We start from the raw sequence: 25,353 nt of genomic DNA, 5'->3' as shown, positions 1-25,353 counted from the left end.
CTTTCCTTGCCCGAAATCGTTGTCCTCGCCCGTCTCCAGGCCAAGCCGGGGCTCGGTACCGAACTGCTCGCGCTGTTTTCCGAACTGGTGCCCGAAGTGCTGCGCACTGAGCCGGAAACGCTGCGGTACGCCTTTTACGTCGAACCCGATTCGGAGCCGTTGCGCGTGACAGTAGTCGAGAAGTACCCGACGCGAGCGGCCCTCGACGCGCACAACACCGGCGTGCTGACCACGTACCTGCCGAAGCTGCTCGAATTGCTCGACGGCGCACCGGAAACAGTCGAGCTGCGCCCGGCTGAGCTGGCGGTCTCGGACCACACTGGCCGGCTGAGCCTCTAGCACGAGACAATGGCGCTTCCGACAGAGCACGGGAGCGAATGTGGACGCAACGGTCGAGTGGGTGGATGCACGCGAAAGGCTGCCGGAGGACGGTATTCCGGTAGCTGCGGCAACGTCGGGCACCTATCCGGCCGGCGAGGCATTCTGGATCGTGCTCCCGATGCGTTTCGCGGCACATTACGTCGCGGCGGACGGGACCGAATACCGCGACTGCTTCGTCGACTCCGACCTCGTCGTCCGCCTGCCGCACGGCCGGCCCGGCAAGGAGCACGTCACCCACTGGGCGATGCTGCCGCCGTTGCCGGGCCTGACCGTGCGCCAGGTTCTGGGCACTTCCTACCCGGCAGCAGCGAAAGCCTGCTCCAGCCGCGGCAGGTAATCCACCAAATCCTGCCCCCAGCAACCAGCCGTGTGCTTGCCCTGACAGTTCGGCCCCCACGCCTTACCGTTGCCGTAATCCACGGCGTAGTAAGGATGTCCGGCCTTGTCGAGAGCCGCTTTCATGTTCTTCTGTGCGACCTCGGTGACCGACTCGGCGAACGCCGGTTCGTCCAGCACGACGTTGATCGGGTTGCCGTCACCCGCACCGGTGTAGAGCGAAACGCCGACACCGGCGAGCTTCCCCGCGTTCACGACCGGGCCGTGTGCCAGCGCCGCGGACATGTCGCCGGCCTCGTTGAGCGGCCCGAAGGCGGAGTCGGTCGGCACGGCCGGGCCGAACCCGCTGCCACCGGTCCCCTCGCCGGAGCCCGAAGTACCCGACATGGCGAAGCCGACATTGGACAGCGTGCCGCGGATCGCCGTGCGGACCCAGTACAGGTTGAAGTCGATCGCGCCGGACAGCGAAACGGCTTGGCTGAACAACTCGGGCCGGTCCTCGGCGTAGTGCAAAGCCCCGAAGCCGCCCATGGAAAGCCCGCCGACCGCCCGGCCGGACTTGGCCGCGACGGTGCGGAAGTTGGCGTCGATAAACGGGATCACCTGGTTGAGATGGAAGGTTTCCCAGTTCTGCGCCCCGGCCGCGGTGTCCTGCCGGACCCAGTCGGTGTACCAGCCGCGCAGCCCGCCGTCCGGCACCACGGTGATCACTTTCTGGCTGGCCAGCATCGCGGGGTACGCCAGATGCGGGTTGCTCGGATCGTCCCCGACCCCGTGCAGGAAGTAGAACACCGGGTAGCGCGTGCTGGTGTCGGTGTAGTAGCTGCTCGGGACGATGACGCGGATGTGGTGCTGTCCCGCGACCGCCGGAGTCGTCACGGTGAGAACGAAGTTGGTGGCAGTGCCCTGAGCCGTCCCGACCTGGGTGAGGCCGTAGCCGTCGGTCAAGGTCGGCGGGACGGCAGGGTCGGCGTGCGCGGCGGGGCCGGTGAAGGCGACGGCCAGCACCGCCGCGGCGGCGGACACCAGGGCGCGCGTACGCGTAAGCAACGGTCTCATGGTCACTTTCTCGGTAGCGGGACGGTTCACGGGTTCTGGGTCACGTGGAAACCGGCGCCGTAGGTGCCGGGGTGCGCGGCGTCGCGGGCGCGCAGGTCGGCGAGGATGTTCGCCGAGCTGGTGTAGACGTACTGCGGAACGCCCAGGATGACGGCCTTCGTGATGCCCGCCCACGGACCGGCCGCCTGGAAGTTGTTGCCCTGGCCGGGGTATGCGGTGCCGGGCACGTGCCAGATCGTCGGGCCGCCCGAATCGCCGCCCTGGTGCTTGGCCCACGACTGGTAGATGCCGTTGGAGTTGCTGGTGACGCGGCCGTACCAGACGCCGAGCTGGCCCGAAACCACCAGCTCGTTGTTGTTGTTCAGCGCGGCGCCGAGGAGGCGTTCGTTGTCCAGCGCCGGGTTCAGCGCGTTGGGGCTGGCCTGCCCGCCGGGGACCTCCAGCTCGCCGGTCTGCTTCAGGTACGGCCCCTGCGAGGAGAGCGTCACCGACGCCACCAGCTCGATGATCATGTAGTCCTTGGTCGGGTGGCCGGTCATCGAGCCTTCCCGGTCCTTGAAGTACCGCACGTAGCCGATCGGGCCGAACGCGACGTCGCCCCGGTCGTACACCGGTGCGATGTTCTCCGGGATGTCCCGGTCGGAGTACTTCTGCCCGGGCGCGTCGGCCAGGCAGTGCCCCGCCGAGACGGCGATCTTCCGGTCGTACTTGTCGGTGCCGACCGCCCCGATCGTGCAGAAGTGGTCGGGGCTGTTCGGGTCGAACAGGATCTGCATCGAGTTGAAGACCCGTTTCGCCGCCGCGGCCGACGCGGTGGCCGTCCCGGTGACCGCCAGGATGAGCACCGCGATCACGGCGAGGAGGAAACTGTTTCGTCGGGTGCGCACGCACGCTCCTTTGGTTTGTCGAGTTCGCAGCCTTCACGGTGCCTGGTACCGGCAGACGGCCACCGCCACCAGAAGCAGCAGCAGCACGCCCGCCAGCACCAGGCACCCGGCCCCGCCGCCGGCCGGACGGCGCTCCGCCTGCCCCACTGGCGGAACGCCGGGATGGCACTCGGCGTAGTGCCGCGCCCGCTCTTCGGCGGCCTGCGACCGGGTGAGCCAGGGCGTCCGGTAGCCGCATTCGCCGCACCAGTAGCGGAAATCGGCGGCCATGTCTCTCCGGGGACGAGGGGATCCGGTACCGCTGATCCTGGCGTTCGCGCAGGTCACCACACCAGAGCACAAGCCGGTCAGTCATGACCGGTCCGCGCGGTAAGCTCGCCGCAAGGCAAGCGAAAGCAGAGTGAGGGGTCTCCGCGGTGACGAGCCGGGCCGGCGTTCTGCTGCGCGAAATGCGCCGCCAGGCGGGGTTGACCCAGGAGCAGCTGGCGGAACGCTCCGAGGTCAGCGTGAGCACCATCCGGCGGCTGGAGAACGGCAAACCCATCGATCCGCGGATGGGCACCGTGAAGCTGCTCGCCGACGCGCTGGGCACCACGACGGCCGAACGCCGCGCGCTGCTGTCCGAGTTCGGCGCGTCCCCCGAGCCGGAGGAGATCGAGCCGCCGCGAACCCGGAACGCGCTGCCCGCGGCCGCCGCGCAGTTCGCACAGGTGGTCGCGTCTCGCTGGCAACGCGAGGAAGAGCAACGCCGCGTCCACGATCCGTACCCGCTGCCGGTGCGCTGGCAGCACGCCCCGGCGCGGCTGACCGACCGCTGGGACAACGTCCGCGGCGTCCGGCCGGGCGGCGTGTCCGAACCGCTGGACCTGACCGGCGAACTGGACGACATCGCCGAGGTCTACCAGCGCATCCCGTCCGGACGGCTGGTGGTGCTGGGCCGCGCCGGTTCCGGCAAGACCATCCTGACGCTGCGGTTCGTGCTGGCCCGTCTCCGGACCCGCACCGCCGCCGACCCGGTGCCGGCGATCTTCGACCTCGGCTCGTGGGACCCGGCGGCGCGCACCCTGCGGGACTGGCTGATCGAACGGCTGCCCCAGGACTACCCCGACTATCCCGGCCTGACCGCTTCGGTGGCCGCCGAACTGGTCGAATCCGGAAGCATCCTCCCGGTGCTGGACGGGTTCGACGAGATCGCCACCGGCTTGCACGCCGCCGCGCTGGCCGCGCTCAGCGCCACCTCGCTGCCGTTCCTGCTGACCAGCCGCCCGGACGAATACGCGCGAGCGGTCGCCGCGACCGACGTGCCGACCGCGGCCGCCGGCGTGGAACTGCTCGACCTCACTCCCGCCGACGTCGCCCACTATCTGCCCCGCACCACCCGCACCGGAAACCGGTGGGACCCGGTGCTCGCCGAGGTGCGCGCCTGTCCGGACGGGCACCTGGCCACCGCGCTGAGAACGCCGTTGATGCTGGTTCTCGCCCGGACCGTCTACAGCGATGCCCCCGGCCACGACCCAGCCGCCCTCCTCGACCGCACCCGATTCCCCACCTCGGACGCCCTCGAAGACCATCTGCTCGCCAGCTTCGTGCCCACCGTCTACCAGCACCGGCCCCCGCACCCGGCCCGCCCGCACCGGAACTGGGATCCCGAACGCGCCCAGCGGTGGCTGGGTTTTCTCGCCCAGCACGTGGGCCAGCTCGACGGCGGCCAAGACCTGGCCTGGTGGCGGCTGGGCGGTTCGCTGCGCCGTTCGTCGCGCATCCTCGCCGTCGTCCTGGCTTCGACGCTGGCCATCGCCGTGCTGAACTGGCTCGTCTTCGTCCCGCTCGACCTCGTCAGCCAAGGGACCGCGTTCACCCTCCGCGCCGGGCTGATGGACGGGCTCCTGATCGGCCCGATGGTCGGCCTCGCCTTCGGTCTGGTCTACGGCCTCGTGATCGTGTGCCGAGGACGAACGGTCGAACCCTCGCGCGTGCAGATCCGGTTGCGCGGGCGGCACCGAACCGGCAGGCAGTTCGTCCACGCGTACGCCACCCGGCTCGGTGCCGCCCTGCTGGGCGGGTTCGTGATCGGGCTCGGCTATGGCCCGGTGAACACGGCGCTGCACGGGCTGCTCTTCGGTTTTCCCTCGGACGGCAGGACAATCGTCGGGCAGATGCTCGTCCCGACGCTCGTCTACGGACTCATCTTCGGGCTGGCCGCCGGCCTCGTGTTCGGACTGATCGCCGCGCTGGAAATCCCGCTGGACGTCGGCTCGGCCGCCACCCCGCTCGGCCTGCTGGCCACCAACCGCACGACCGCGCTGCGGCAGCTGCTCATTCTCGTGCCGACCGTCGCGCTCACCATCGCCTTCGGCGGCTGGCTGCTGGTCGATCTCCTGCAACGACCACTGGGCCCGCTCCGATGGCCGCTGTCGTCGGGCCTGCTGATCGGCGCGGTCGGCGGTCTCGGCGGCGGACTCTCCTACGTGCTGGCGTTCACCGCCTGGGGACAGTGGGTGCTGCTGTCACGCCTCTGGCTGCCGCTGACCGGCCGGTTGCCCTGGGCGGTAACGACTTTCCTGGACGACGCGTACCAGCGCGGGGTGCTGCGACAAGCCGGGGCGGTGTACCAGTTCCGCCATGCGCGGCTGCAGGAGCACCTCAGCCGCGAGTTCCGGGCACCCGCCTGAATGTCCCCGGCGCAGCGGCCTCCACTTGCGCCGCGACCCGCAACAGCAGGTCCTCCCGGCCGGGCGCGGCGACGAGCTGCACGCCGATCGGCAGCCCCGCGGAACTGGTGTGCAGCGGAAGGGAAATCGCGGGCTGGCCGGTGAAGTTGGCGAACGGCGTGAACGGCGCGAACTGCTGAGCACGGCCCAGCGAAGCGAGCGGGTCCGCCGGGTCGGAGCCGAGCGCGCCGGACGGCAGCGGCGGTTCGGCCAGCGTCGGGGTGAGCAGCAGGTCGTGGTCCGCCCACCAGTCCACAACGGACCGGGCGAACCCGGCGACGCCCTCGATCGCGGCCTGCCGGTCCGCCGCGGCCACCTCGGCGCCCAGCACGCCGAGAGTCCAGTTGAGCGGTTCGACGTCCGCTTCGGTGACCTCGCGGCCCAGCTGGTGCCCGAGTTCGCCGAGCACCGAAGCCATGCCCGACGTCCAGAACGCCGCGAACAGCCCGTCCAGCGTCGAGTCGCCCAGCGCGGCCGGAAAACCGGGATCGACGTGGTGTCCCAGCGATTCCAGCAGCCGCGCGGCCGAACGCGCGGCCTCGGCGCAGTCCGCGTGCACCGGCGCACCGTCCGGCCGGGTGTCGAGCAGGCCGACGCGCAGCCGTCCCGGATCGACGCCCAGCTCGACAGGCGTGTCGTCACGCGCGATGCCCAGCAGCAGCGCGGTGTCGCGCACCGACCGCGTCACGGCCAGTTCGCCGATCAAGTCCCACACCGCACTCGCGCCCTGCCCGCTCGTCCGCGACGGCTTGAACCCGACCAGCCCGCAGCAGGACGCCGGAATACGGATCGATCCGGCGGCATCGGTGCCGTGCGCGGCGGGCACCATGCCCGCTGCCACCGCGGCCGCGGCGCCACCGCTGGATCCGCCGGGCGAAAGCGCGGTGTCCCACGGGTTCCGGGTCGCTCCCCACGCCGCGGAGTCCGCGGCGGGAACCGTGCCGAACTCGCTGCACGCCGTCCGCCCGGCGAAGACCAGCCCGGCCGCGCGGAAACGCGCCACCAGCGGGCTGTCCGCCGAGGCGGGCCGGGCCTGTGCCTTGAGCGCGACGTTCCCGTTGGTGCACACCTGCCCGGCGACGTCGGTGAACAAATCCTTGACCAGGAACGGAACCCCGGCGAGCGGTCCCACCGGATCCGCCTCGCGCGCCTGGTCGAAATACCGCAGCGGGACCGCGCCGAGGGCGGCATCGAACCGCTCGACGCGTTCGATCGCCGCCTCGACGAGTTCGCCTGCCTTCACCTCCCCCGACGCGACCAGCGCGGCCTGCTCGGTCACGTCGAGCCAACGGGTCTGTTCGGCGAGGGAGGTCACCTCTCCTTTTTAGCTCGCGCAGCGGACCAGCCACGGCAAACGCTGCCCGACCAGACGAGATCCGTGCCCAGGCGACCTCAATCAACTGGCTGGCCGCGCGGCCCGCACCCGCACCGCACTGCCCGCGCAAGCGATCACCGCCACCCCGCCCAGAATCGTCTGCCAGGTCAGCTGTTCGCCCAGGAACACCGCCGCCCACGCGAGGCTCAGCACCGGCTGCACCAACTGCACCTGGCTGACCTGAGTCATCGGGCCGAGGCCCAATCCCCGGTACCACGCGAAAAAGCCCAGATACATGCTCACCACCGCCAGGTACGCGAACGCGGCCCACTCGCCCACTGTCGCGTGTGGAGGGTGGCTAGCCATCGACATCACGGTCAGCGCGACCATCAGCGGCGAAGCGACCACCAGCGCCCACGAGACGGTTTGCCACGCGCCCAATTCCCGCGCGAGCAAGCCGCCCTCCGCGTAACCGACCGCGGCGGCCAAGACGGCACCGAAGAAAAGCGCGTCCGACCATTGCACTCCGCTGAGGCCGCCGCCCTGCAGGACAGCGAAGCCGATCGCGGCAGCGGCGCCGACGACGGCCAGGACCCAGAACGTCGCGGGCGGACGTTCGCGGGTGCGGAGGACCGCCACCACAGCCGTCGCGGCGGGGAGCAGCGCGATGACGACGGCGCCGTGGCTGGCGGAGGCCGTGGTGAGGGCGTAGGAGGTGAGCACCGGGAACCCGATCACCACTCCGCCCGCGACGACCGCGAGGCGGAACCACTGGGCGCCGCGCGGAAGACGTTGCTTGGTGACGATCAGCGCGACGGTGGCGAGCACCGCGGCGACCACCGCCCGTGCCGCGCCGATGAACATCGCCGAGAAGCCGTCGTTTTCCACCGCGACCCGGGTGAACGGCATCGTGAACGAGAAGGCCACGACGCCGAGCAGGCCCCACCAGAGGCCGGTCCGGGGTAGCGCCGGTGCTGCCGGGAGAGTAGCGCTATCCTTCAGTTTCATGTCCGACGATAGCAGCTCCCGGATCGCTTCGACCCTGCGCACGTGGATCGGCACCGCGCCGCCGGGGGCGAAGCTGCCGTCGTCGAGGGAACTGGTCGCGCGGTATTCGGCCAGTCCGGTGACTGTCCAGAAAGCACTGCGCAGCCTGTCTTCCCAGGGCCTGGTGGAAAGCGTGCCGGGCGTCGGCACCTTCGTCCGCGCGGCGCCCGCCACCGGATCCGGCGACTACGGCTGGCAGACCGCCGCGCTCGGCACGCCCAGCCACCGGCTGCTCAAACCGCCCGCGGCCCTGCAGCCGGTATCCACTAACTCAGTAGCGCTTCACTCCGGTTATCCCGACCCGGAACTGCTGCCGGAGCGCCTCGTCCGCAGCGCGTTTTCCCGGGCGGCCCGGACCGCCGCGCTCGTCGGACGGCCGCCGACCGCGGGCATCCCCGAACTGCAGGCCTGGTTCGCCGCCGAACTCCGCGCCGTGACGCCGGCCGGGATCGCCCCGGTCACGCTCCGGGACGTCGTGATCACGCCGGGCAGCCAGAGCGGCCTGGTCACCGCATTCCGCGCACTGGCCGGGCCGGGACAGCCGCTCCTGCTGGAGTCGCCGACGTACTGGGGAGCCATCCTCGCGGCGACGAAAGCGGGCGTCGCGGTCGTGCCGGTGCCGAGCGGCCCGAACGGACCGGACCCCGACGTGCTGGCCAGGACGTTCGAGCAAACCGGCGCGCGGGCGTTCTACGCGCAGCCCAGTTTCGCCAGCCCGACCGGCGCGCTGTGGCATCCCGACCTGGCCAGCCGCGTCCTCGACACCGTCCGCCAGCACGGCGCGTTCCTGATCGAGGACGATTCCGCGCACGATTTCGGCATCACCGCGGAACCCCAGCCGTTAGCGGGACGCGACGACGACGGCCACGTGGTCTACCTTCGGTCCCTCTCCAAGAGCGTCTCCCCCGCGATCCGCGTCGCCGCGCTCATCGCCCGCGGCCCGGCGCGCGACCGGATTCTCGTCGACACGCTGGCGGAGTCGATGTACGTCAGCACCGTGCTGCAGACCGTCGCACTCGACATCGTGACCCAGCCCGCGTGGCGCACCCACCTGCGCCGGGTCCGCCACCAGCTCAAGACCCGCCGCGACCTGCTCCTCGCCGGCCTCCGCGACCACGCGCCCTCGGTGCACGTGGAATCCGTGCCGCAAGGCGGCCTGAACCTCTGGGCGCGCCTGCCCGGAACGGTCGACCTGGCCCACGTCGTCCGCGACTGCGAGTCCGCCGGCGTGGTCATCGGCTCCGGCGACGAATGGTTCCCCGCCGAACCGACCGGCCGGTTCATCCGCCTCAACTACGCCGGCCCGAACCCCGGCGCGTTCGCCGACGCCGCACGGGTGATCCAGGAAGCAGTCGACACGAACACCGAAGGATAGTCCACAAAGGACTACTCCCGGAGCGCCGCCTTCTGCACCTTCCCCGACGGCGTCAACGGCAGGCTGGCCCGAAGCACAATCTGCCGCGGCACCTTGTAATCGGCCACCTTCCCCGCGCAGTACTCCTTCAGCTCCGCCTCCGTCACCGCCGAATCCTGAGCCGGGACAACGTAATACCGCCCGATCTCGCCCAGCACCGGATCCGGAACACCCACCCCCGCCGCCATCAGGACTCCGGGATGCGCGGCCAGAACGTTCTCCACCTCAACGGGATAGATGTTGAACCCGCCCTGGACGAACATGTCCTTGGCCCGGCCGTGCAACGTCAGGTAACCAGCCTCGTCCGTCTGAGCCATGTCGCCGGTGTGCAGCCAGCCGTCCGCGTCGATCGCGGCCGCGGTCTCCGCTGGCAGATTGTGGTAGCCAGCCATGATCGACGGCGTCCGGAACAACAGCTCGCCGGTTTCGCCAGCCGGCAGCGCAGCACCAGCCGACGAGGCGATTTTCGCTTCCACGTCCGGAAAAGGAACTCCGATCGACCGTTCAGTGGCTTCCGTGCTCGCACCCCACGGCGTCATCACGACGGCACCGGACACCTCGCTCAGCCCGTACAGATTCATCACCGTCGCGTTCGGAAAAGCCGCGGTAAGACGGTGCAGCAGAGCCGGTTCCGCGTTCGCGCCTCCGGTGACCACCACGCGGATCGCTGAAGTGTCGACGCCCGCGAAACGCTCGTGGTTCAACAGCAAGGTGTGCATCGTCGGCACGCCGACCCACATCGTCAGACCAGCCGTCCGGAACAGGTCGGCGGCGGCACCGGCGTCGAAGGACGGCAACAGCACCGACCGGCTCCCGGCGACCAAAGCGGCCAGGATGCAGCAGGTAATCCCGCTGACGTGGTTCAGCGGAACAGCCACCGGCAGCACGTCCGCGGCACTCAACTGCAGATGATCGGCTTCCATTGCGGCGGAAGCCAATTGGCCGCGATGGGTCAGCGTCGCCCCCTTGGGACGGCCGGTGGTGCCGGAGGTGTAGATGATCATCACCGGGTCGTCCTCGACCACCGCCGCCGAAGCCTCGTCCAGCGCCTCGCGATCCGGCTCCGCCGAGCCCAGATCGGCGAACGTCACGACGGACACCCCGGGCAGCCGCAGATCTCCCAGCAGGGCAAGGAAATCGACGTCGCCCGCCGAAGGTTCGGTGACCACCAGACGTGCACCGGAATCGGTGAGGATGTGCGCGAATTCCGTCTCCCGGTACCGCGGGCTCAACCCCACCACCGCCGCGCCGATTTTCGCGGCGGCGAAGTACACCGCGAGCCACTCCGGCGTCGTCCGCCCGTTGACCGCGATCCGGTCGCCGCGCCGCACGCCCCGCCGCAGGAAATCCGCGGCGATCCGGTCCGACCACGCGTCCATCTCGGAGAACCGGAGGTCGCGGGAGCCGGCCGTCCAGCCGACGGCGTCCGCGGCGGCGGTGCGGAGCAGGTCGTGAATACGCGTCATCACTCGTCCTCACTGGTCAGGTGGGCGGCGAGGAAGCCGAGCTGATCCGCGACGACCTTGTCGACCACAGGCGGATGGTAGACGGTGAAGTGATCCGCGTCGTAATGCTTCAGCACGGCCCGCGGCGCGTCTCCGGCCACGGCGGCGGCGATCGACGGGTCGATGAGGTTCTCGCGATCGCACGCGCAGATCAGCAACGGGCAGCGCACCCGCGAGGCCTGCGCGGCGGCGTTGTAGAACACCATGTCCAACCCGGAGGCGGCAGTGATCCGGTTGTCGAACTCGTACCCGTCCGGCGTGACCGACGCCCAGCCTTCCAGCGCGCCGGGCTGGTTGACGAACGCCAGCTCGCCGGGCCTGCCGACCAGCGCGACGTACCGGCGCGGCAAGCGCACCGCCGACCGCAGCAGGTCGGAGACGATCGGCCAGGTGAACCGCGCGAGGTGCCGCAGCCCGGCTCGCGCGACGACGGCCCGCCCGCTGAACACCGGGCACTGCACGACCGCCGCCGCCAGCGACGGATGCCGGGCCGCCGCCGCGAGCACGTGACTCGCACCGAAAGACGTCCCCCACAACGCGATCCGGGCGGCGTCGATCTCGGGCCGCGACCGGGCGAACGCCAGCGCCGCGTCGACGTCCTCGGCGTAGCGGCGCTGGCTGACCAGCTGCCGGGGCAGGCCGCCGGACTCGCCGAGATGCCGGAAGTCGAACGCCAGCACGGCGAAACCCGCCGCGGCGAACCAGGTTTCGTACTGGCCGAGCATCATCTCGTGCGTCGCGCCGCCGCCGTGCACGAGCACGACCGCCGGATGCGGCCCCGGCCGGTCCGGAAGGGTCAGCCAAGCCGCGCACTGGTCGCGGCCGGAACGGAACGCGGTGCGGAGGGTCATCCCGGTCTCCCATCAAGTACTGTGTACGTGAACTCAGCTAAACACGTACCTTGTACTTAATCAAGGAGAATCATGCCCGCACCGCGGAAGTTCACGCGCGCCCGGCTGCAGACCGCCGCACTCGCCCTGGTCGACGCCGCCGGACTGGACGGGCTCACGATGCGCAGCCTCGCGACCGAACTGGGCACCGGGCCGATGACGATCTACAACTACGTCGACGGCCGGGACGGGCTGGAACAGCTCGTCACCGAAGCGGTGATGGCGGAGGCGACCTGGCCGGACCCGTCGGAAGACTGGCGCGACGACGTCCGCGCGGTCGCCGAAGGAATGTGGCGGGCGGTGCGGGCGCATCCGCACGCCATCCCGCTGATCCTGACCCGACGCAGCTTCGACCTGCCGACGCTGCGCCCGGCCGAGGCGCTGGTGCGGGCGCTGGCCCGCAGCGGCCGCTCCGGGACCGAACTGCTGGTCGCGTTCCGCACCGTGTCCGCCTTCGTCACCGGCTCCGCCCAGGCCGAACTGGCCGGCCCGCTCTCGCGCGACGCGGACGTCACCGAGACCACCGACCGGATCGAAGACCTGGACGAAGCCGAGTTCGCCGGGCTCCTCGAAGTCGCCAAGGCAGCCGCGACGAGCGATCCGGAAGCCGAGTTCGCCGCCGGAATGCACATCGTGCTGGCCGGGCTGCAAGAAAAAACCCGGTGACCGCCCGAGGCGCCCGCCCAGGCCAAAGAGACCGGCGACGCTAACACCACTCATGACGGCGGGAACGAGACAGCCGTCTGTGAGGGGAACCCTGAGGGAATCAGATTCCCTCAGGGTTCCCCTCACAGACGACGAACCCCGCCTCCGCCGCTGGTCCCGGCGGGAGCCGGGCCGGGTTTCCCGCGTCGCTCAAGACAGGTGATGCACGTCCTGCAGCCCGTACACCGGCGTCTCCAAGCCCTCGAACCGCGCCTTCAGCTGCAACGCCAGATACAGCGAGTAGTGCCGGGACTGGTGCAGATTCCCGCCGTGGAACCACAACCCCTCCTGCTGGGTGGGCTTCCACATGTTGCGCTGCTCGCCCTCCCACGGGCCCGGGTCCTTCGTCGTCTCCGACCCGAGGCCCCAGCATTTGCCGACCCGGTCCGCGGTTTCCTGCCCGACCAGATCGGCGACCCAGCCGTTCATCGAGCCGTAGCCGGTCGCGTAGACGACGACATCGGCCTCCAGTTCAGTGCCGTCCGACAGCACCACCGAACCCGCGGTCAGATGGTCGACCTGGCCGTGCGCGAGCTTGATGCTCCCGTTCGCGACAAGTTCCGAAGCGCCGACATCGATGTAGTAGCCGGAGCCGCGACGCAGGTATTTCATGAACAGACCGGAGCCGTCGTCGCCCCAGTCGTGCTTGAACCCGGCCGCTTCGAGCCGCGCGTAGAAGTCCGCGTCGCGCTCGTGGATCGCTTGGTACACCGGGATCTGGAACTCCGGCATGATCCGGTACGGGATCGACGCGAAGATCAAATCGGCCTTCTCGGTGGTCACGCCCGCGGCCAGCGCGCGCTCCGAATACAGGTCCCCGAGGCCGAGGTCCATCAGCGAATCCGACTTCACGATGTGCGTGGACGAGCGCTGCACCATCGTCACGTCCGCACCGTGCTCCCACAGCGCCGCGCAGATGTCGTGCGCCGAGTTGTTCGACCCGACGACGACCGCCTTCTTGCCCGCATACGCATCCGGCCCCGGGTGTTGCGACGAGTGGTGCTGGTCGCCCTCGAACTCGTCCATTCCGGGGAACGACGGCACATTCGGCTTGCCGGACATCCCGGTCGCGAACACGACGTGCCGCGGCGTCAGCACCACCTGCTCGCCGTCGCGGTCCACCGTGACGTGCCACTGCTTCGCGCCGTCGTCCCACGCCGCCGAGGTGACCGCCGAGCGCGTCCAGTACGGCACCTCCATCAGGCGCGTGTACATCTCCAGCCAGTCCGCGATCTTGTCCTTCGGCGCGAACACCGGCCAGTTCTCCGGGAACGGCAGATACGGCAGGTGGTCGTACCAGACCGGGTCGTGCAGGCAGAGGTTCTTGTACCGCTTGCGCCACGAATCGCCGGGCCGGTCGTTGCGCTCCACCACCAGCGACGGCACCCCGAGCTGGCGCAGCCGGGCGCCGAGCGCGATCCCGCCCTGCCCGCCGCCGATCACGACGACGTAGGGCTGCTGGTCATACCCGAGCGTCTCCTGCTCCTCGGCCCGTTTCTCCGCCCACGACCGACGGCCGCGGACCACCCCGTGCTCGACGCCCTTCGGCCGCCGTTCCCGCTGAGACTCCTCGAAACCCTTCAGCTCGCGCAGGCTGGTCAGCAGCGTCCAGGCACCTTCGTCCTTCAGCCGCAGATGCCCCTTCGCGCGTCCGGCGGCGGTCTCGAACTCGATCCACGCTTCGGTGACGCCATTGGCCTCGGTCGCCGGTTCGGAGGTGCGGAATCCGCTCGGGTCAGTCGTCTCCAGACAGCCGCCGAGCAGGCCGGCCACCCCGTCGCGACCCTCGACGGTCTTGAGGTTCCAGGTGAACGAAACCAAGTCGCGCCAATAGGAATCGACGGCGAACAGCGCCGCGGCGGCCTCGACGTCGCGGGCGGTCAGCGCGGCCTCGAACCGGGCCAGCCAGTCCTCGACCCGGGCCTGCGGCGTACTCGCCTCCGCGATCCGGTCGACTGTCTGTGTCATCGCTACTCCTCGGACGTCGCTGTCGTGGTGTAGCGCCGATCACACTCCTCCCGCGAAGGGCGCGGCAAGGGTTGCAGCGAGTTGCACGCCGCCGGTGCATGGAAACATCGGCGCAGGTCACCTATGCTGGGCGGCTAACGCGACGGTGCGGGAGGTGACTGTGGTGGTGCACAGTGCGGTGCCTCCGGGCCGCAACCTGCCCACCCACGCCCGCGACCTCGTCCGGATGCACGAAGCGGTCATCGGCGGCAGCCGTCCCGCCGTGCCGCCGCGCCCGCTCGTGTCGCGCTCCTGGTCCCGAGTGCTGAGCCTCGGCCTCACCGCCGACGGGATGAACGCCCGCGATTCAGTACCCGGCGAAGAGGTCGAACGCCGCAGGCACGGCTCGCCGCTGCGGCACATCATCGAGGACCTCCGCCAGGTCGTCGGCGCGACGTCCGATTCGGCGCACATGCTGCTGGTGGTCACCGACGCGGACGGCATCATCCTGTGGCGCGAAGGCTCCTCCGCCGTCCGGCGGAAGGCGGACACGCTCGGCTTCACCGAAGGGTCCGAGTGGACCGAATCCCGCGTCGGCACCAACGCGATCGGCACCGCGCTCGCCGAGGCCGCGCCGATCGAACTGCTCGCCGGCGAACACTTCGAGCAGAACCAGCACCCGTGGTACTGCACCGCCTCGCCGATCCACGACCCGCGCACCGGCGAACTGCTCGGCGTCATCGACGTCAGCGGCCCCGCCCTCACCCTGCACCCGGCGATCGGCGCCCTCGTCGAAACCGGCAGGCGGCTGGCCGAGTCCGAACTCTGGCGCACCCACCGCCAGCGCCTCGAACGACTGCGCCAAATGGCTGAACCTGTCCTCGTTTCCGGACCCGCGCTGGTCGTGGACGAGGACGGCTGGGTCGCACACAGCGTCGGCGTCTCCGCCGGCGAACGCATCGCCGCCCCGAAGGCGGGTCAAGTCGTCGCCGTCCCCGGCCTCGGCGCCTGCCTCCCCGAACCGATCTCCGACGGCTGGCTCGTCCGCCCCGCCAGCACCGCCCGCGCCGTCCGGCTCGAACTCGACCTCACCCCCGCGCCCCTGCTGAGCCTCCAAGCAGGCGACACCGGCTGGCGGCGCCCAGTCACCAAACGGCACGCGGAAATCCTCGTCCGCCTCCACAAGGCAGGCCGCGAAGGCCTGTCCGCGGTCGCGCTGAGCCACGCCCTCTACGGCGACGCCGACCACCTGGTCACCGTCCGCGCCGAGGTCTCCCGCCTGCGCCGCCTGCTCGGCGCCATCGTCGACACCCGCCCCTACCGCCTGGCCGACGGCGTCCGGATGACTGTCCACGCAGGACAGTGACCAGCGGCGTCGCGGAAACCAGGCCCCCCGTGCGGCGTCGCCGAGGCGTCCGCTAATGTTTACGACACGTTGCACAGCAGCAAGCGCGATTAGCTCAGCGGGAGAGCGCTTCCCTGACACGGAAGAGGTCACTGGTTCAATCCCAGTATCGCGCACTCCAGTCCACCCCAGGCTGGTGCGTTGCACAACGGGCGATTAGCTCAGGGGGAGAGCGCTTCGTTCACACCGAAGAGGTCACTGGTTCGATCCCAGTATCGCCCACCGATTCTCGGGGCGAGCTATGCCCGCGGAACACGCGGGCCAGCTCGCCTCGAAGTGTTTTCTGGGGGTGCAACCCCCAGACCCCGCCCGGCGGGGCTTCGCCCCCCGGACCCCCCGGCCTCGGTTCCGTTCCGGCTGGACCATCCACAAAGGACCCCAGGCGCGCCGAATTGCCCGATTGATGCCCACGTGACCCTATCCGAAGGTCCGTGAAGGGAACCCTGAGGGAATCAGAGTCCGTGAAGGTTCCCCTCACGGACAACTCGACCCCACGCCCGCCGGGCAGTTGGTGCGCCAAGAGCGGCGCTGGCCGTGTCGGCTGCTTCGACGGGGACAGGCGAGCTTCAACGGCAACCGCACCCTGGCATTGCGGCTTCGTTTGGTGGGCGGGTTCAGGTTTGTTTTGCTTCCGTTAGGCGGGTCAGGATGGCCTCGGCGGTGGCGGTGATGGTTTTTGTTTGGCTTGCTTGAGTGAACCAGGCGTAGGTTGTTTTTCGCAGTGGGGTGCCTGCGGCGCACGCTTCTACAACGACTAGGCCGTAGCCTTCTCTCGCGGATGGGTTTACTACGCAGGCTGCGCTGCGGATGGCGGCGTTTAGTTCGGGTTGGCTGACGAAGCCGGGTAGGTCGATGACGGCAGCTAGGCCGAGGCGGTTGATTTCGGCTTGTACTAGGGCTTTCGTGGGGCCGTCGCCGTAGATGGTGGCCGTTAGGGCCGGTAGGTGGATTCTTGCGGCGGCGATGGCTGCCGGGAGGGTTTCTACTCGCTTGTCTGGGATGTGACGGCCGATGAAGATCGCTCGTGGTGGGGCGGTGAAGGTCGGGGGCGCTGTGTCTGCGAGGTCGATTAGGCCTGGGCTGATCAACGGGTCCGTGCGCAGGCCTGCGTTTTTTAGGCGGTTAGCGGAAAGTTGGGAGTGGCAGGTGGCGATGGGGCTTAGGCGGGCGGCTAGGCGTTGTAGTGCGGTGGCGATTCGGCCGGTGATTGGGCCTGCGTATTCGCGCCATTGTGCTGGTTCCCATACTTCTAGCCAGTCCGCGGCGATCGTGACGTTGCTGCCTGCCAGTGCTGCTCTTGTCGCTAGCGCGTTGGTGGTTGGCAAGGCGCTTACCAGGATCGCGTCGTAGGTGGTTCGGTGGTGGCGCAGGTGGGTGAAGAGTCCGCGGGCATAGCGGAGTGCTGGGCCGGGGCGGCGGGTGCCGTTGGCGTCGTAGAGGTCAAACGCGGCGCTGACTGCCACGATGCGGATTCCGTCGATGGACGGCGGCTCGGCATCCGGCCAGAACTGTCTTGTCAGGTAGGTCACCTCGTGGCCCGCGGCGGCGAACTCCTCGGCGAAGCGGCGGTACTGGCGTTCGCCGCCGCCCGTTGACCAGGGGAACAGGCAGTCGTAGGCGATCGCGATACGCACCACGGGGTTCCTCTGCTTCGACGGACGGCGCGAGTATTCACCCGGCCGCCAGATCCGGGACACCCAGGTCGTCCATGCTCTCCTCCGGGCGAGCGGCGGCCGGTAAATCCGGGCGACCGCTGTCTCGCCGCGGACACGTGGAGGACAGCACCATGGCGGGTACGAGTCGCCGGAACTTTCTCGGCATGGCGGGCGCTTCGCTCGCCGGGGCAGCGGCCGGAGGGCTGCTGCCCGGATCCATCGGGAAGGCGCTCGCGGTCGAACCGGCCCGCCGGTCGGGCACCATCGAGGACGTCGAGCACGTCGTGGTGCTCATGCAGGAGAATCGCTCCTTCGACCACTACTTCGGCACTATGCGTGGCGTGCGCGGCTACGGCGACCCCCGGCCGCACCTGCTGCCCGGCGGACGGCCGGTCTTCTACCAGCCGCCCGCGAAGGTGCGCACCTCCCGCTACAACGGCCGCGGTCTTCCCGACGACGCCGAGCACGTGCTGCCGTTCCCGCTCGACGCGCTGCGCACCAGCGAGCACATCGCCGGCACCGACCACAGCTGGGGCAGCGGCGAACCGCTGTGGAACGGCGGGCGCTACGACGGCTGGGTGAACGAGAAGCAGGACGTGTTCACCATGTGCTACCAGCAGCGTTCCGAGCTGCCCTACCACTACGCGCTGGCCGAGGCGTTCACCATCTGCGACGCCTACCACTGCTCGGTCCCCGCCGACACCGCGCCGAACCGGATCATGCTCTGGTCCGGCACCATCGACGCGCAGAACCGGCTCGGCACCAAACCGAACGGCCCCGGCCTCGACGAGCGGGCGGACACCAACGGCTACACCTGGACCACCTACCCCGAGCGGCTGCAGAAGGCGGGCGTCACCTGGAAGCTCTACCAGGGCGGCAGCGGCATCCCCGGCGAGCCGACGGACAACTACACGGACAACTCGCTCGAGTTCTTCGCGCAGTACCACCGCCAGGAAGGCGCGTCCGGCCCGCTGGTCGAGCAGGGCGTTTCGACGCACACGCTCAAGGAGTTCCGCGCCGACGTGCAGGCCGGGAAGCTGCCGCAGGTCACCTGGATCGTCCCGCCGTACAAGTACAGCGAGCACGCCGCCGCGTCCGCCAGCGACGGCGCGTACTACCTGAACCTCGTCCTCGACGCGCTGGTCTCGAACCCCGCGGTGTGGAGCAAGACCGTCTTCTTCATCAACTACGACGAGAACGACGGCCTGTTCGACCACGTCGTCCCGCCGATGCCGCCGCTGCTGAACCAGCCGGGCACGGACGGCCTGGTGTCGCGGTCGCTCACGGCGAGCCTCGCCGACGAGTTCCTCGACTTCGACAAGCTGCGCCCGAGCACCGGCACCGGCCCCAGCGGGCACCGGCTGACCGGCAAGCACCCGGCCGGGCTGGGTTCGCGGGTGCCGATGTTCGTCGTGTCGCCGTGGTCGCGCGGCGGCTGGGTCTGCTCGGAAACCTTCGACCACACCTCGGTGCTGCGGTTCCTGGAAGCCCGGTTCGGCGTGGCGGAGCCGAACATCAGCGCGTGGCGCCGTTCCGTCTCCGGCGACCTGACCTCGGCGTTCGACTTCTCCCGCCCTCAGGCCAAACCGGTCGTGCCGCCCACTCCCGCCCCGCTGCCGAGCAAGAACCAGCCGTTCTCGGTGAAGCTGCCGCAGACGATGCCGAAGCAGGAGCCGGGCGTCCGCCCCGCGCGAGCGCTGCCGTACCGGTTCGCTACGGGGGTCTCCGGCAAGCGCGACGGCCGCTCGATTTCGGTGCAGTTCACCAACAACGGCACCGCCGGCGCGCACTTCTACGCCTACGCGCACGGCGATTCGCCCCGCCGCTACACGGTCGCCGCGCACGACACCGTCACCGACATCTGGGAAGGCGCCCCGGGCACCGACGAGCACGGCAACTACGACCTGCGCGTGACCGGCGCGAACGGTTACCTGGCGCAGTTCACCGGCGTCACCGCGGACACCAGCGAGCCCGAGGTTTCGGTGTCCACGAACAACTACGGCGCTCCCCTGCTGACGCTCACCATCACGAACCCTGGCCGCCAGCGCCGGAAACTCAAGCTGCGCAACGATTACAGCCACGGCGCCGCCCGGACGATCGTGCTCGGCCCCGGCGAAACCCGGCGGGTCCCGTGCGAAACGGCGTCCTCGTTCGGCTGGTACGACCTCTCGCTGACCGACCCGGCCGCACCCGGGTACCTGCGCCGGTTCGCCGGGCACAACGAGACCGGACGGCCCAGCTTCAGCGACCCCGGCCCGCGCCGGTAACCCCGTCCGGGACAACGAAAACGCCCGGCCGGGTGGTTCCCGCCGGGCGTTTTCGCGGCCCGCTTGCTTCATCGATTCAGTCGTGTCACGGCCGGTGCATGCGTGCCGGCGACCTCGACTGCCCCGGATCGAACGCGGTGGTCCGGGCCTTCGCCCGCAAAGGCATTCAGGTGCCCGGCTGGCATCTCGCCGACGTCTGCTCAGGTCGGGGCCGCTCTTGCAGGTCAGCGGGGCGGGAGCAGGGTTTGTCCGTGAGGGGAACCTTCACGGACGACACACCCGGTTCGGTCTGCGCGCAGTCGACGCGTTGCACGCGGGCGAGTCCGGCGTCATGGTCGCGTTGCGCGGCACGGAGATCCGCGCGGTCCCGCTGGTCGCGGCTGGGCGGAAGACCGTCCCGCCGGAGCGGGTACCGCGAAGTCGAAGCGCTGCTCAGCTAACGCATCGGGTTAAAGTCCGGCGCATGAAGCGCGCATCGGTGGCCGACGGGCTCGACCTCTACCTGCCCGTATCCACCACCCGCCCGGCACACGCGCTCGAAACGGCATTGCGCGCCGCAGTCGTCGACGGCCGGCTTCCGGTCGGCACCCGCCTACCCGCCTCACGCGCGCTGGCCACCGATCTCGGCATCGCCCGCAGCACCGTTTCCGAGGTCTACTCGCGACTCGCCGCCGAAGGCTGGCTGGAGAGCCGCGTCGGAGCCGGAACGTGGATCGCCGGCTTCCCTCAGCAAGCGCAACCGGCTGCCGCGCAACAACAATCGCCGCCGGAGTACGAACTTCGCGGCGGTCTCGCCGACGCTGGCGACTTCCCGCGCAGCCAGTGGAGCGCGCAAACCCGGCGGACGCTGTCGGAAATGCCGGTCTCGGCGTTCAGCTACGCGCCGCCCGAGGGCGTGCCCGAACTCCGCGACACCCTCGCCGGCTACCTCGCCCGCACGCGCGGGGTCACCGCGACGAGCGTCCTGATCGGCAGCGGCTTCGGCGATCTCCTTTCCTTGACCTGCCGAAGCATCCGCGCCCGCGGCGGCAGGCGGATCGCCGTCGAGGAGTACGGACACGAACGGCACCGGCGCATCATCGCCGAGTCGGGGCTGGAGATCGTCCCGATCCCGGTCGACGCGGAGGGTGCCGACCTCGCGGACACCAAGGCCGACGCAGCCTTCCTCACGCCAGCCCACCAATTCCCGACCGGAGTACCGCTCTCGCCGGAACGCCGCCGAGCCGCCGTCGAATGGGCGAACAGCCACGACGCGCTGCTCCTGGAAGACGACTACGACGGCGAATTCCGTTACGACCGCCGCAGTATCGGCGCGCTGCAAGCCCTTGCGCCGGACCGGGTCGTGTACCTGGGCACGTCGAGCAAAGCCCTCGCCCCGGCCGTCGGCGTCGCGTGGGCGGTGGCCCCGACCGGGCTTCGCCCCGAACTGCTCCGGCAACGGAGTCTCAGCGGTGTCACGCCAAGCGGGCTGCACCAGCAGGTCCTCGCCCGTTTCCTCGACTCGCACGAATACGACCGCGCCGTCCGCCGACGCCGGGCCACCTTCCGGACCCGCCGCGAACTGTTCGCCCGGCTCCTCGCCGAACGCACCCCGGAGCTGCGGCCCGGCGGCCTCGCCGCAGGCCTGCAATGCCTGGTCGAACTCCCGGACCAGGCCGCCGAAGAACGTACGCTCGCCGCCGCGCGCCAGTTCGGCGTCGCCCTCGAAGGACTCGCTGACTACCGCGCACCCGGCGGCAACGCGGACCGCGCCGGGGTCGTCATCGGCTACGGCGCGGTGTCGTCCGCCCGAGCCACCCGCGCGCTCACCCTGGCCGCCGACGCACTGGCAAATGGACTGAGTTTACCGAGCTGAATTGGCCGGGAATCCGGTCCATTCGCGACCTAGCCTAGGTCCATGACACCGACGATCCCGATCCCCCAACGCCTCGATTTCGACGCGCTGGCCCCGATTTTCTCCCGTGCGATGAGCACTTTGGACGACGCCGCGACCCAGCAGCTCGACCACGCCGGCATCGACCCAGGCCTGCGCGAACTGGTCCGCCTCCGCGCCTCCCAGCTCAACGGCTGCGCCTACTGCGTCGACATGCACTCGCAGGCCGCCCGCAAGGAAGGCGTCGCCGCACAGCGGGTCGACGCGCTCGCCGTCTGGGCGGAATCCGGCCTGTTCACCGCCGCCGAGCGGGCCGCGTTCGCGCTCACCGAAGACGCCACGCGCCTCTCCGAAACGCACGTGCCCGAGCCGACCGTCTCCGCCGCGGTCGCCGCCTTCGGCGAAGAAGGCGCGGCGGCGTTGATCTCGCTCATCACCGCCATCAACATGTGGAACACGGTCGGCGTGACGACCCGCTGCTGGTCAGTCAGCCCGGCATGAACACCGCGATCCGGCGGCTCGCCACCGCGCAAGCACTGACCTCGGCGGGCGACGGCGCGGTGCTGGCCGTGTCCGCCGTCCACTTCACCACCCGGGTCGGCCTGCCGGCGGGAATCGTGGCGCTCGGGCTGTCGCTCGGCGCCGCGACGAGCCTGACCACCACCGTTCCGTTCGGGACGCTGCTGGACCGGATCGGCGCGCGTCGAGCACTCGCCGCAGCGACCGTCGCCGCGGTCGCGGGCCTGCTGTTGTTCGCCGTCGCGCACACTGTTCCGCTGTACATCGCCGCGTGCGCGCTCTTCGCCTGCGGGCAGAGCGCGCTCGCGGCGGGCCGCCAAGCCGTAGTCGCGACCGTCGTCGCTCCCGAAGGCCGTGTCCAGGCTCGCGCGCTGCTGCACACCGCTGTCAACATCGGCATCGGCACCGGATCCGGTTTAGGCGCGCTGGTCCTCGCCGCAGGCACCAACGCGGTCACCGTTTTCGTGGCAGACGCCGGATTGTTCGTCCTCGCCGCCGCGCTGTACCTGCACGCCGGACCGGACGCCCCCGCCGTACGCCAGCCCGGTTGGCCCGCCCTGCGCGACCGCCGCTACGTCACGCTCACCGTGCTGGCCGCCATCACCCAGCTGACCATGCCGATCCTCAGCGTCACCCTTCCACTGTGGATAGTCACGCGCAGCAGCGCTCCACAATGGACCTCCGCGGCAGTACTGCTGGCCAACACCGTCCTCGTCGTACTCCTCCAACTGCCGATCAGCCGACGGGTCCGCGACGCCCGCACCGCCCGCCGATCCCTCGCCGCAGCCGGAATCTTCCTGATCGCCGCGTGTACCGTGTTCGGCTCGCTCGGTGCTTCCGCACATCCGGTCGTCCTGGCGCTGGCCGGCGCGCTCCTGCTCACCCTCGCCGAAACAACCGCGTCCGCCGGCTCCTGGCATCTGGCGTTCAGCCTTGCCCCAGAAGGACATCAGGGCCAGTACCAAGCCCTGTTCGCCACCAGCACCGCACTCGCCCGCATCACCGGGCCGATCGTGCTGGTCCCGCTCGTGCTGACGTTCGGCTTCCTCGGCTGGACGCTCGCCGGGCTCGGCATGCTGGCCGCGGCCGCCGCGCTGGCGGTCATGGCCGTCCCTCAGCGGAAAGCGGACTGCCCGGTGATCGCCTGACCGATCACCAGCGTGTGCATCTCGACGGTGCCCTCGTAAGTGAGCACCGACTCGAGGTTGTTCATGTGCCGGATCACCGGGTACTCCAGCGAAATCCCGTTCGCGCCGAGGATCGTGCGCGCGGTGCGGCAGATCTCGATCGCCTCGCGGACGTTGTTCAGCTTGCCGAGGCTGACCTGTTCCGGCCGCAGCACCCCGGCGTCCTTGCGCCGTCCCAAGTGGATCGCCAGCAGCAACGCCTTCGTGTACTCCAGCGTCATGTCGACAAGTTTCTGCTGCGTCAGCTGGAACGCGGAGATCGGCTTCCCGAACTGCGTACGGTCCTCGGCGTAGGACATCGCCGCCTGCAAGCACGACCGTGCCGCGCCGACCGAACCCCACACGATGCCGAAACGGGCTTCGTTGAGGCAGCTCAACGGTCCCTTCAGCCCGGTGACCTCCGGCAGCACCGCGTCCGCGGGCAGACGCACGCCGTCCAGCACGAGTTCGCTCGTGATCGAAGCGCGCAGCGAAAGCTTGTGCTTGATCTCCGGCGCGGAGAAGCCCGGGGTGTCCGTGGGCACCACGAATCCGCGCACGCCCTCGTCGGTCTGTGCCCACACGACGGCGACATCGGCGACGCTTCCGTTGGTAATCCACATCTTCCGGCCGTCGAGGACCCAGTCGCCGCCGTCGCGCCGCGCGCGGGTGCGCATGCTGGCCGGGTCCGAGCCGGCGTCCGGTTCGGTCAGCCCGAAGCAGCCGATCGCCTCGCCCGCCGCCATCGACGGCAGCCACTGCTGCTTCTGCTCCTCCGAACCCCACTTCCAGATCGCGAACATCGCCAGCGACCCCTGCACCGACACCAGCGAGCGGATGCCCGAGTCGGTCGCCTCCAGCTCCAGGCAGGCGAGCCCGTACTCGGTCGCCGACATCCCGGCGCAGCCGTAGCCCTCCAGGTGCATGCCGAGCACCCCGAGCGACCCGAGGTCCTTGGCCAGCCCGCGGACGTCGGGCAGCTCGCCGCGTTCGAACCAGTCGCCGACGTACGGGTCGATCCGCTCGGCGCAGACCCGGCGGACCGCGGCCGCGATCGCCTTCTCGTCCTCGGTGAACAGGTCGCCGAGCCCGGCGGGGTCGCGCGGATCCAGCGGCGGCAGGGACTTCGTGGCGCTCATTTCTTCTCCTCTGCGAGCCAGCGGCGAATCTCGTCGCTGTGCTGCCCCAGCCGGGGCGGGGCGGTGTAGCGGGTGACCGGCGTGTCCGAATAGCCGATCGGATGACGGACCTGGGGCGGAGAGTCGCCGACCGGCACGGTGGGCGCGAGCCCGAGCGATTCCGCGAGCTTGAACCCGTCCGCGAGATCGCCCACCGGCCCGGCAGGCACGCCGGCTTCGGTCAGCTTCGCGGCCCAGACGACCACGGTGTCGGTACCGAGCCGCTGTTCGAGCGCAGCTCTCAGCTCCGGACGGTTGCGCACGCGTTCGGCATTCGTCGCGAACCGCTCGTCGTCGGCCAGCTCCGGAACGCCCAGCACCTCGGCGAGCCGGCGGAACTGCCCGTCGTTGCCGCACGCCAGCGCGAGCACGTCGTCCTTGCAGCGCAACGTTTCGTACGGCGCGATCGACGGATGCGAGTTGCCCATCCGGCGCGGCGCGCGTCCGGTCGTGAGGTACGAGGAAGCCTGGTTGGCCATCGAACCGAGCAAAGTGGACAACAGATTCACCTCGACCCGCTGCCCACGTCCGGTTTTCTCGCGGGCCCGCAACGCGGCGAGAATGCCGATGGTGGCGTCCTTCGCCGCGAGCACGTCGACCAGCGCGACGCCGACCTTCGCCGGTTCACCGTCCGCCTCGCCGGTGACGCTCATCAGGCCACCCATTGCCTGCACGAGGAAGTCGTAGCCGGGCAGGTCCGCGTCGCCACCGAAGCCGGAAATTGAGCAGTACACAACGCCGGGATTACCCACGCGGACGGATTCGTAGTCGAGCCCGCGCCGCTGCAACGCGCCGGTCCGGAAGTTCTCCACGAACACGTCGGCACGCTGGGCGAGTTCGCGCGCCAGCACCTGGTCGCCCGGATCGCCGAGATCGAGCACTACCGACTGCTTGGACCGGTTCGCGCATTCGAAGTACGAACTGGAGTGCGCGGTCCACGGCGGCCCCCACCCGCGGGTGTCGTCCCCGGAACCGGGCCGCTCGACCTTGATCACCGTCGCCCCGAGGTCGGCCAGGTTCACGCACGCCAGCGGACCGGCCAGCACCCGGCTGAAGTCCGCGACGACGACACCGTCCAGTGGCATGCTCACGA

At 70.0% G+C, this 25,353-nt stretch carries 21 protein-coding genes and 2 tRNA genes; 12 read left to right on the top strand and 11 right to left on the bottom strand.

The features are described from left to right. Positions 1–6: 6 nt before the first annotated feature. Together ACFSVL_RS15780 and ACFSVL_RS15775 are read left to right on the top strand one after the other, a co-directional pair. Positions 7–339, top strand: a complete 333-nt coding sequence (locus ACFSVL_RS15780; protein ID WP_378304762.1) for a putative quinol monooxygenase — start codon at positions 7–9, stop codon at positions 337–339. A 40-nt stretch (positions 340–379) separates the two neighbouring features. Beyond that, positions 380–718, top strand: a complete 339-nt coding sequence (locus tag ACFSVL_RS15775) for an AQJ64_40280 family protein (protein ID WP_378304760.1) — start codon at positions 380–382, stop codon at positions 716–718. Here the strand turns inward: ACFSVL_RS15775 and ACFSVL_RS15770 are convergent. The 3 genes from ACFSVL_RS15770 to ACFSVL_RS15760 are packed head-to-tail and all read right to left on the bottom strand — an operon-like array spanning position 676 to position 2,933. Further along, positions 676–1,776, bottom strand: a complete 1,101-nt coding sequence (locus tag ACFSVL_RS15770; RefSeq protein ID WP_378304759.1) for an alpha/beta hydrolase — start codon at positions 1,774–1,776, stop codon at positions 676–678. The two genes, ACFSVL_RS15775 and ACFSVL_RS15770, sit on opposite strands and share 43 nt — an antisense overlap. A 26-nt stretch (positions 1,777–1,802) precedes the next feature. Further along, entirely contained in the window at positions 1,803–2,663 is an 861-nt protein-coding gene (locus ACFSVL_RS15765) for a hypothetical protein (protein ID WP_378304757.1), read from the bottom strand. Between the two features lie 33 nt (positions 2,664–2,696). Next, on the bottom strand, positions 2,697–2,933 hold the full coding sequence (locus ACFSVL_RS15760) for a hypothetical protein (protein ID WP_378304755.1): 237 nt from the start codon (positions 2,931–2,933) through the stop codon (positions 2,697–2,699). 146 nt (positions 2,934–3,079) lie between these two features. On the opposite strand from ACFSVL_RS15760, the gene ACFSVL_RS15755 reads away from it, so the two are divergent. Next, positions 3,080–5,335 carry a helix-turn-helix domain-containing protein gene (locus ACFSVL_RS15755; RefSeq protein WP_378304753.1) on the top strand — a complete coding sequence of 752 codons (2,256 nt, stop codon included), beginning with the start codon at positions 3,080–3,082 and terminating at the stop codon, positions 5,333–5,335. Here ACFSVL_RS15755 and ACFSVL_RS15750 read toward each other — a convergent pair. Beyond that, positions 5,307–6,689, bottom strand: coding sequence for an amidase (locus ACFSVL_RS15750; RefSeq protein WP_378304751.1), 1,383 nt, complete (start codon positions 6,687–6,689; stop codon positions 5,307–5,309). The genes ACFSVL_RS15755 and ACFSVL_RS15750 overlap by 29 nt on opposite strands. Before the next feature lie 81 nt (positions 6,690–6,770). Next, on the bottom strand, positions 6,771–7,697 hold the full coding sequence (locus ACFSVL_RS15745) for a DMT family transporter (RefSeq protein WP_378304749.1): 927 nt from the start codon (positions 7,695–7,697) through the stop codon (positions 6,771–6,773). Here ACFSVL_RS15745 and ACFSVL_RS15740 point away from each other — a divergent pair. Continuing rightward, positions 7,696–9,111, top strand: coding sequence for an aminotransferase-like domain-containing protein (locus ACFSVL_RS15740; RefSeq protein WP_378304747.1), 1,416 nt, complete (start codon positions 7,696–7,698; stop codon positions 9,109–9,111). The genes ACFSVL_RS15745 and ACFSVL_RS15740 overlap by 2 nt on opposite strands. A gap of 11 nt (positions 9,112–9,122) precedes the next feature. Here the strand turns inward: ACFSVL_RS15740 and ACFSVL_RS15735 are convergent, their stop codons facing one another. Beyond that, positions 9,123–10,616 carry a class I adenylate-forming enzyme family protein gene (locus ACFSVL_RS15735; RefSeq protein WP_378304746.1) on the bottom strand — a complete coding sequence of 498 codons (1,494 nt, stop codon included), beginning with the start codon at positions 10,614–10,616 and terminating at the stop codon, positions 9,123–9,125. Beyond that, positions 10,616–11,506 carry an alpha/beta hydrolase gene (locus ACFSVL_RS15730; RefSeq protein WP_378304744.1) on the bottom strand — a complete coding sequence of 297 codons (891 nt, stop codon included), beginning with the start codon at positions 11,504–11,506 and terminating at the stop codon, positions 10,616–10,618. Before ACFSVL_RS15730 ends, ACFSVL_RS15735 begins: the two co-directional genes overlap by 1 nt. Before the next feature lie 72 nt (positions 11,507–11,578). On the opposite strand from ACFSVL_RS15730, the gene ACFSVL_RS15725 reads away from it, so the two are divergent. Further along, a complete protein-coding gene (locus ACFSVL_RS15725; protein ID WP_378304742.1) occupies positions 11,579–12,211 on the top strand; it encodes a TetR/AcrR family transcriptional regulator in 633 nt (210 codons plus the stop codon). Positions 12,212–12,400: 189 nt separating this feature from the next. Here ACFSVL_RS15725 and ACFSVL_RS15720 read toward each other — a convergent pair whose 3' ends face one another. Beyond that, complete coding sequence (locus ACFSVL_RS15720) at positions 12,401–14,218, bottom strand: NAD(P)-binding domain-containing protein (RefSeq protein ID WP_378304740.1); 1,818 nt, start codon at positions 14,216–14,218, stop codon at positions 12,401–12,403. Between the two features lie 154 nt (positions 14,219–14,372). Between ACFSVL_RS15720 and ACFSVL_RS15715 the strand changes: the two genes are divergently transcribed. The 3 genes from ACFSVL_RS15715 to ACFSVL_RS15705 all read left to right on the top strand — a co-directional run bounded on the left by ACFSVL_RS15715 (position 14,373) and on the right by ACFSVL_RS15705 (position 15,824). Next, complete coding sequence (locus ACFSVL_RS15715) at positions 14,373–15,563, top strand: transcriptional regulator (RefSeq protein ID WP_378304738.1); 1,191 nt, start codon at positions 14,373–14,375, stop codon at positions 15,561–15,563. An 83-nt stretch (positions 15,564–15,646) separates the two neighbouring features. Then, positions 15,647–15,718: transfer RNA gene (locus ACFSVL_RS15710), tRNA-Val, on the top strand. Between the two features lie 34 nt (positions 15,719–15,752). Continuing rightward, positions 15,753–15,824 (top strand) — tRNA-Val (locus ACFSVL_RS15705). A 392-nt stretch (positions 15,825–16,216) separates the two neighbouring features. Here ACFSVL_RS15705 and ACFSVL_RS15700 read toward each other — a convergent pair. Continuing rightward, a complete protein-coding gene (locus ACFSVL_RS15700) occupies positions 16,217–17,236 on the bottom strand; it encodes a glycosyltransferase family 4 protein (protein ID WP_378304737.1) in 1,020 nt (339 codons plus the stop codon). A 152-nt stretch (positions 17,237–17,388) separates the two neighbouring features. Here ACFSVL_RS15700 and ACFSVL_RS15695 point away from each other — a divergent pair, with 152 nt between their 5' ends. From ACFSVL_RS15695 to ACFSVL_RS15680, 4 genes are all read left to right on the top strand, one after another. Continuing rightward, complete coding sequence (locus ACFSVL_RS15695; RefSeq protein WP_378304735.1) at positions 17,389–19,524, top strand: phosphocholine-specific phospholipase C; 2,136 nt, start codon at positions 17,389–17,391, stop codon at positions 19,522–19,524. A 463-nt stretch (positions 19,525–19,987) separates the two neighbouring features. After that, on the top strand, positions 19,988–21,379 hold the full coding sequence (gene pdxR, locus ACFSVL_RS15690; protein WP_378304733.1) for a MocR-like pyridoxine biosynthesis transcription factor PdxR: 1,392 nt from the start codon (positions 19,988–19,990) through the stop codon (positions 21,377–21,379). A gap of 42 nt (positions 21,380–21,421) precedes the next feature. After that, positions 21,422–21,898, top strand: coding sequence for a carboxymuconolactone decarboxylase family protein (locus tag ACFSVL_RS15685; RefSeq protein WP_378304731.1), 477 nt, complete (start codon positions 21,422–21,424; stop codon positions 21,896–21,898). Beyond that, positions 21,895–23,064 (top strand): MFS transporter, encoded by a 1,170-nt coding sequence (locus ACFSVL_RS15680; protein WP_378304729.1) that lies wholly within the window; start codon positions 21,895–21,897, stop codon positions 23,062–23,064. The genes ACFSVL_RS15685 and ACFSVL_RS15680 overlap by 4 nt, the downstream gene beginning before the upstream one ends. On the opposite strand, the gene ACFSVL_RS15675 is transcribed toward ACFSVL_RS15680, so the two are convergent. Together ACFSVL_RS15675 and ACFSVL_RS15670 are read right to left on the bottom strand one after the other, a co-directional pair. Further along, the gene (locus ACFSVL_RS15675; protein ID WP_378304728.1) at positions 23,031–24,221 is read right to left on the bottom strand and encodes an acyl-CoA dehydrogenase family protein; all 1,191 of its coding nucleotides are present in this window, start codon (positions 24,219–24,221) and stop codon (positions 23,031–23,033) included. The genes ACFSVL_RS15680 and ACFSVL_RS15675 overlap by 34 nt on opposite strands. Further along, positions 24,218–25,345, bottom strand: coding sequence for a CaiB/BaiF CoA transferase family protein (locus ACFSVL_RS15670; protein WP_378305379.1), 1,128 nt, complete (start codon positions 25,343–25,345; stop codon positions 24,218–24,220). Before ACFSVL_RS15670 ends, ACFSVL_RS15675 begins: the two co-directional genes overlap by 4 nt. Positions 25,346–25,353: the final 8 nt, after the last annotated feature.

The organism is Amycolatopsis silviterrae, assembly GCF_042684085.1.
GTDB lineage: Bacteria > Actinomycetota > Actinomycetes > Mycobacteriales > Pseudonocardiaceae > Amycolatopsis > Amycolatopsis silviterrae.
Note: the sequence above shows the minus strand (reverse complement) of the source record. Positions and strands in the feature narration are given on the sequence as shown.

Coding starts and splice junctions, on each gene's coding strand:
- ACFSVL_RS15770 (WP_378304759.1), bottom strand. CDS start 1,776: ATGAGACCGTTGCTTACGCGTACGCGCGCCCTGGTGTCCGCCGCCGCG.
- ACFSVL_RS15760 (WP_378304755.1), bottom strand. CDS start 2,933: ATGGCCGCCGATTTCCGCTACTGGTGCGGCGAATGCGGCTACCGGACG.
- ACFSVL_RS15740 (WP_378304747.1), top strand. CDS start 7,696: ATGTCCGACGATAGCAGCTCCCGGATCGCTTCGACCCTGCGCACGTGG.
- ACFSVL_RS15745 (WP_378304749.1), bottom strand. CDS start 7,697: ATGAAACTGAAGGATAGCGCTACTCTCCCGGCAGCACCGGCGCTACCC.
- ACFSVL_RS15735 (WP_378304746.1), bottom strand. CDS start 10,616: ATGACGCGTATTCACGACCTGCTCCGCACCGCCGCCGCGGACGCCGTC.
- ACFSVL_RS15730 (WP_378304744.1), bottom strand. CDS start 11,506: ATGACCCTCCGCACCGCGTTCCGTTCCGGCCGCGACCAGTGCGCGGCT.
- ACFSVL_RS15725 (WP_378304742.1), top strand. CDS start 11,579: ATGCCCGCACCGCGGAAGTTCACGCGCGCCCGGCTGCAGACCGCCGCA.
- ACFSVL_RS15720 (WP_378304740.1), bottom strand. CDS start 14,218: ATGACACAGACAGTCGACCGGATCGCGGAGGCGAGTACGCCGCAGGCC.
- ACFSVL_RS15695 (WP_378304735.1), top strand. CDS start 17,389: ATGGCGGGTACGAGTCGCCGGAACTTTCTCGGCATGGCGGGCGCTTCG.
- pdxR (WP_378304733.1), top strand. CDS start 19,988: ATGAAGCGCGCATCGGTGGCCGACGGGCTCGACCTCTACCTGCCCGTA.
- ACFSVL_RS15685 (WP_378304731.1), top strand. CDS start 21,422: ATGACACCGACGATCCCGATCCCCCAACGCCTCGATTTCGACGCGCTG.
- ACFSVL_RS15680 (WP_378304729.1), top strand. CDS start 21,895: ATGAACACCGCGATCCGGCGGCTCGCCACCGCGCAAGCACTGACCTCG.
- ACFSVL_RS15675 (WP_378304728.1), bottom strand. CDS start 24,221: ATGAGCGCCACGAAGTCCCTGCCGCCGCTGGATCCGCGCGACCCCGCC.
- ACFSVL_RS15670 (WP_378305379.1), bottom strand. CDS start 25,345: ATGCCACTGGACGGTGTCGTCGTCGCGGACTTCAGCCGGGTGCTGGCC.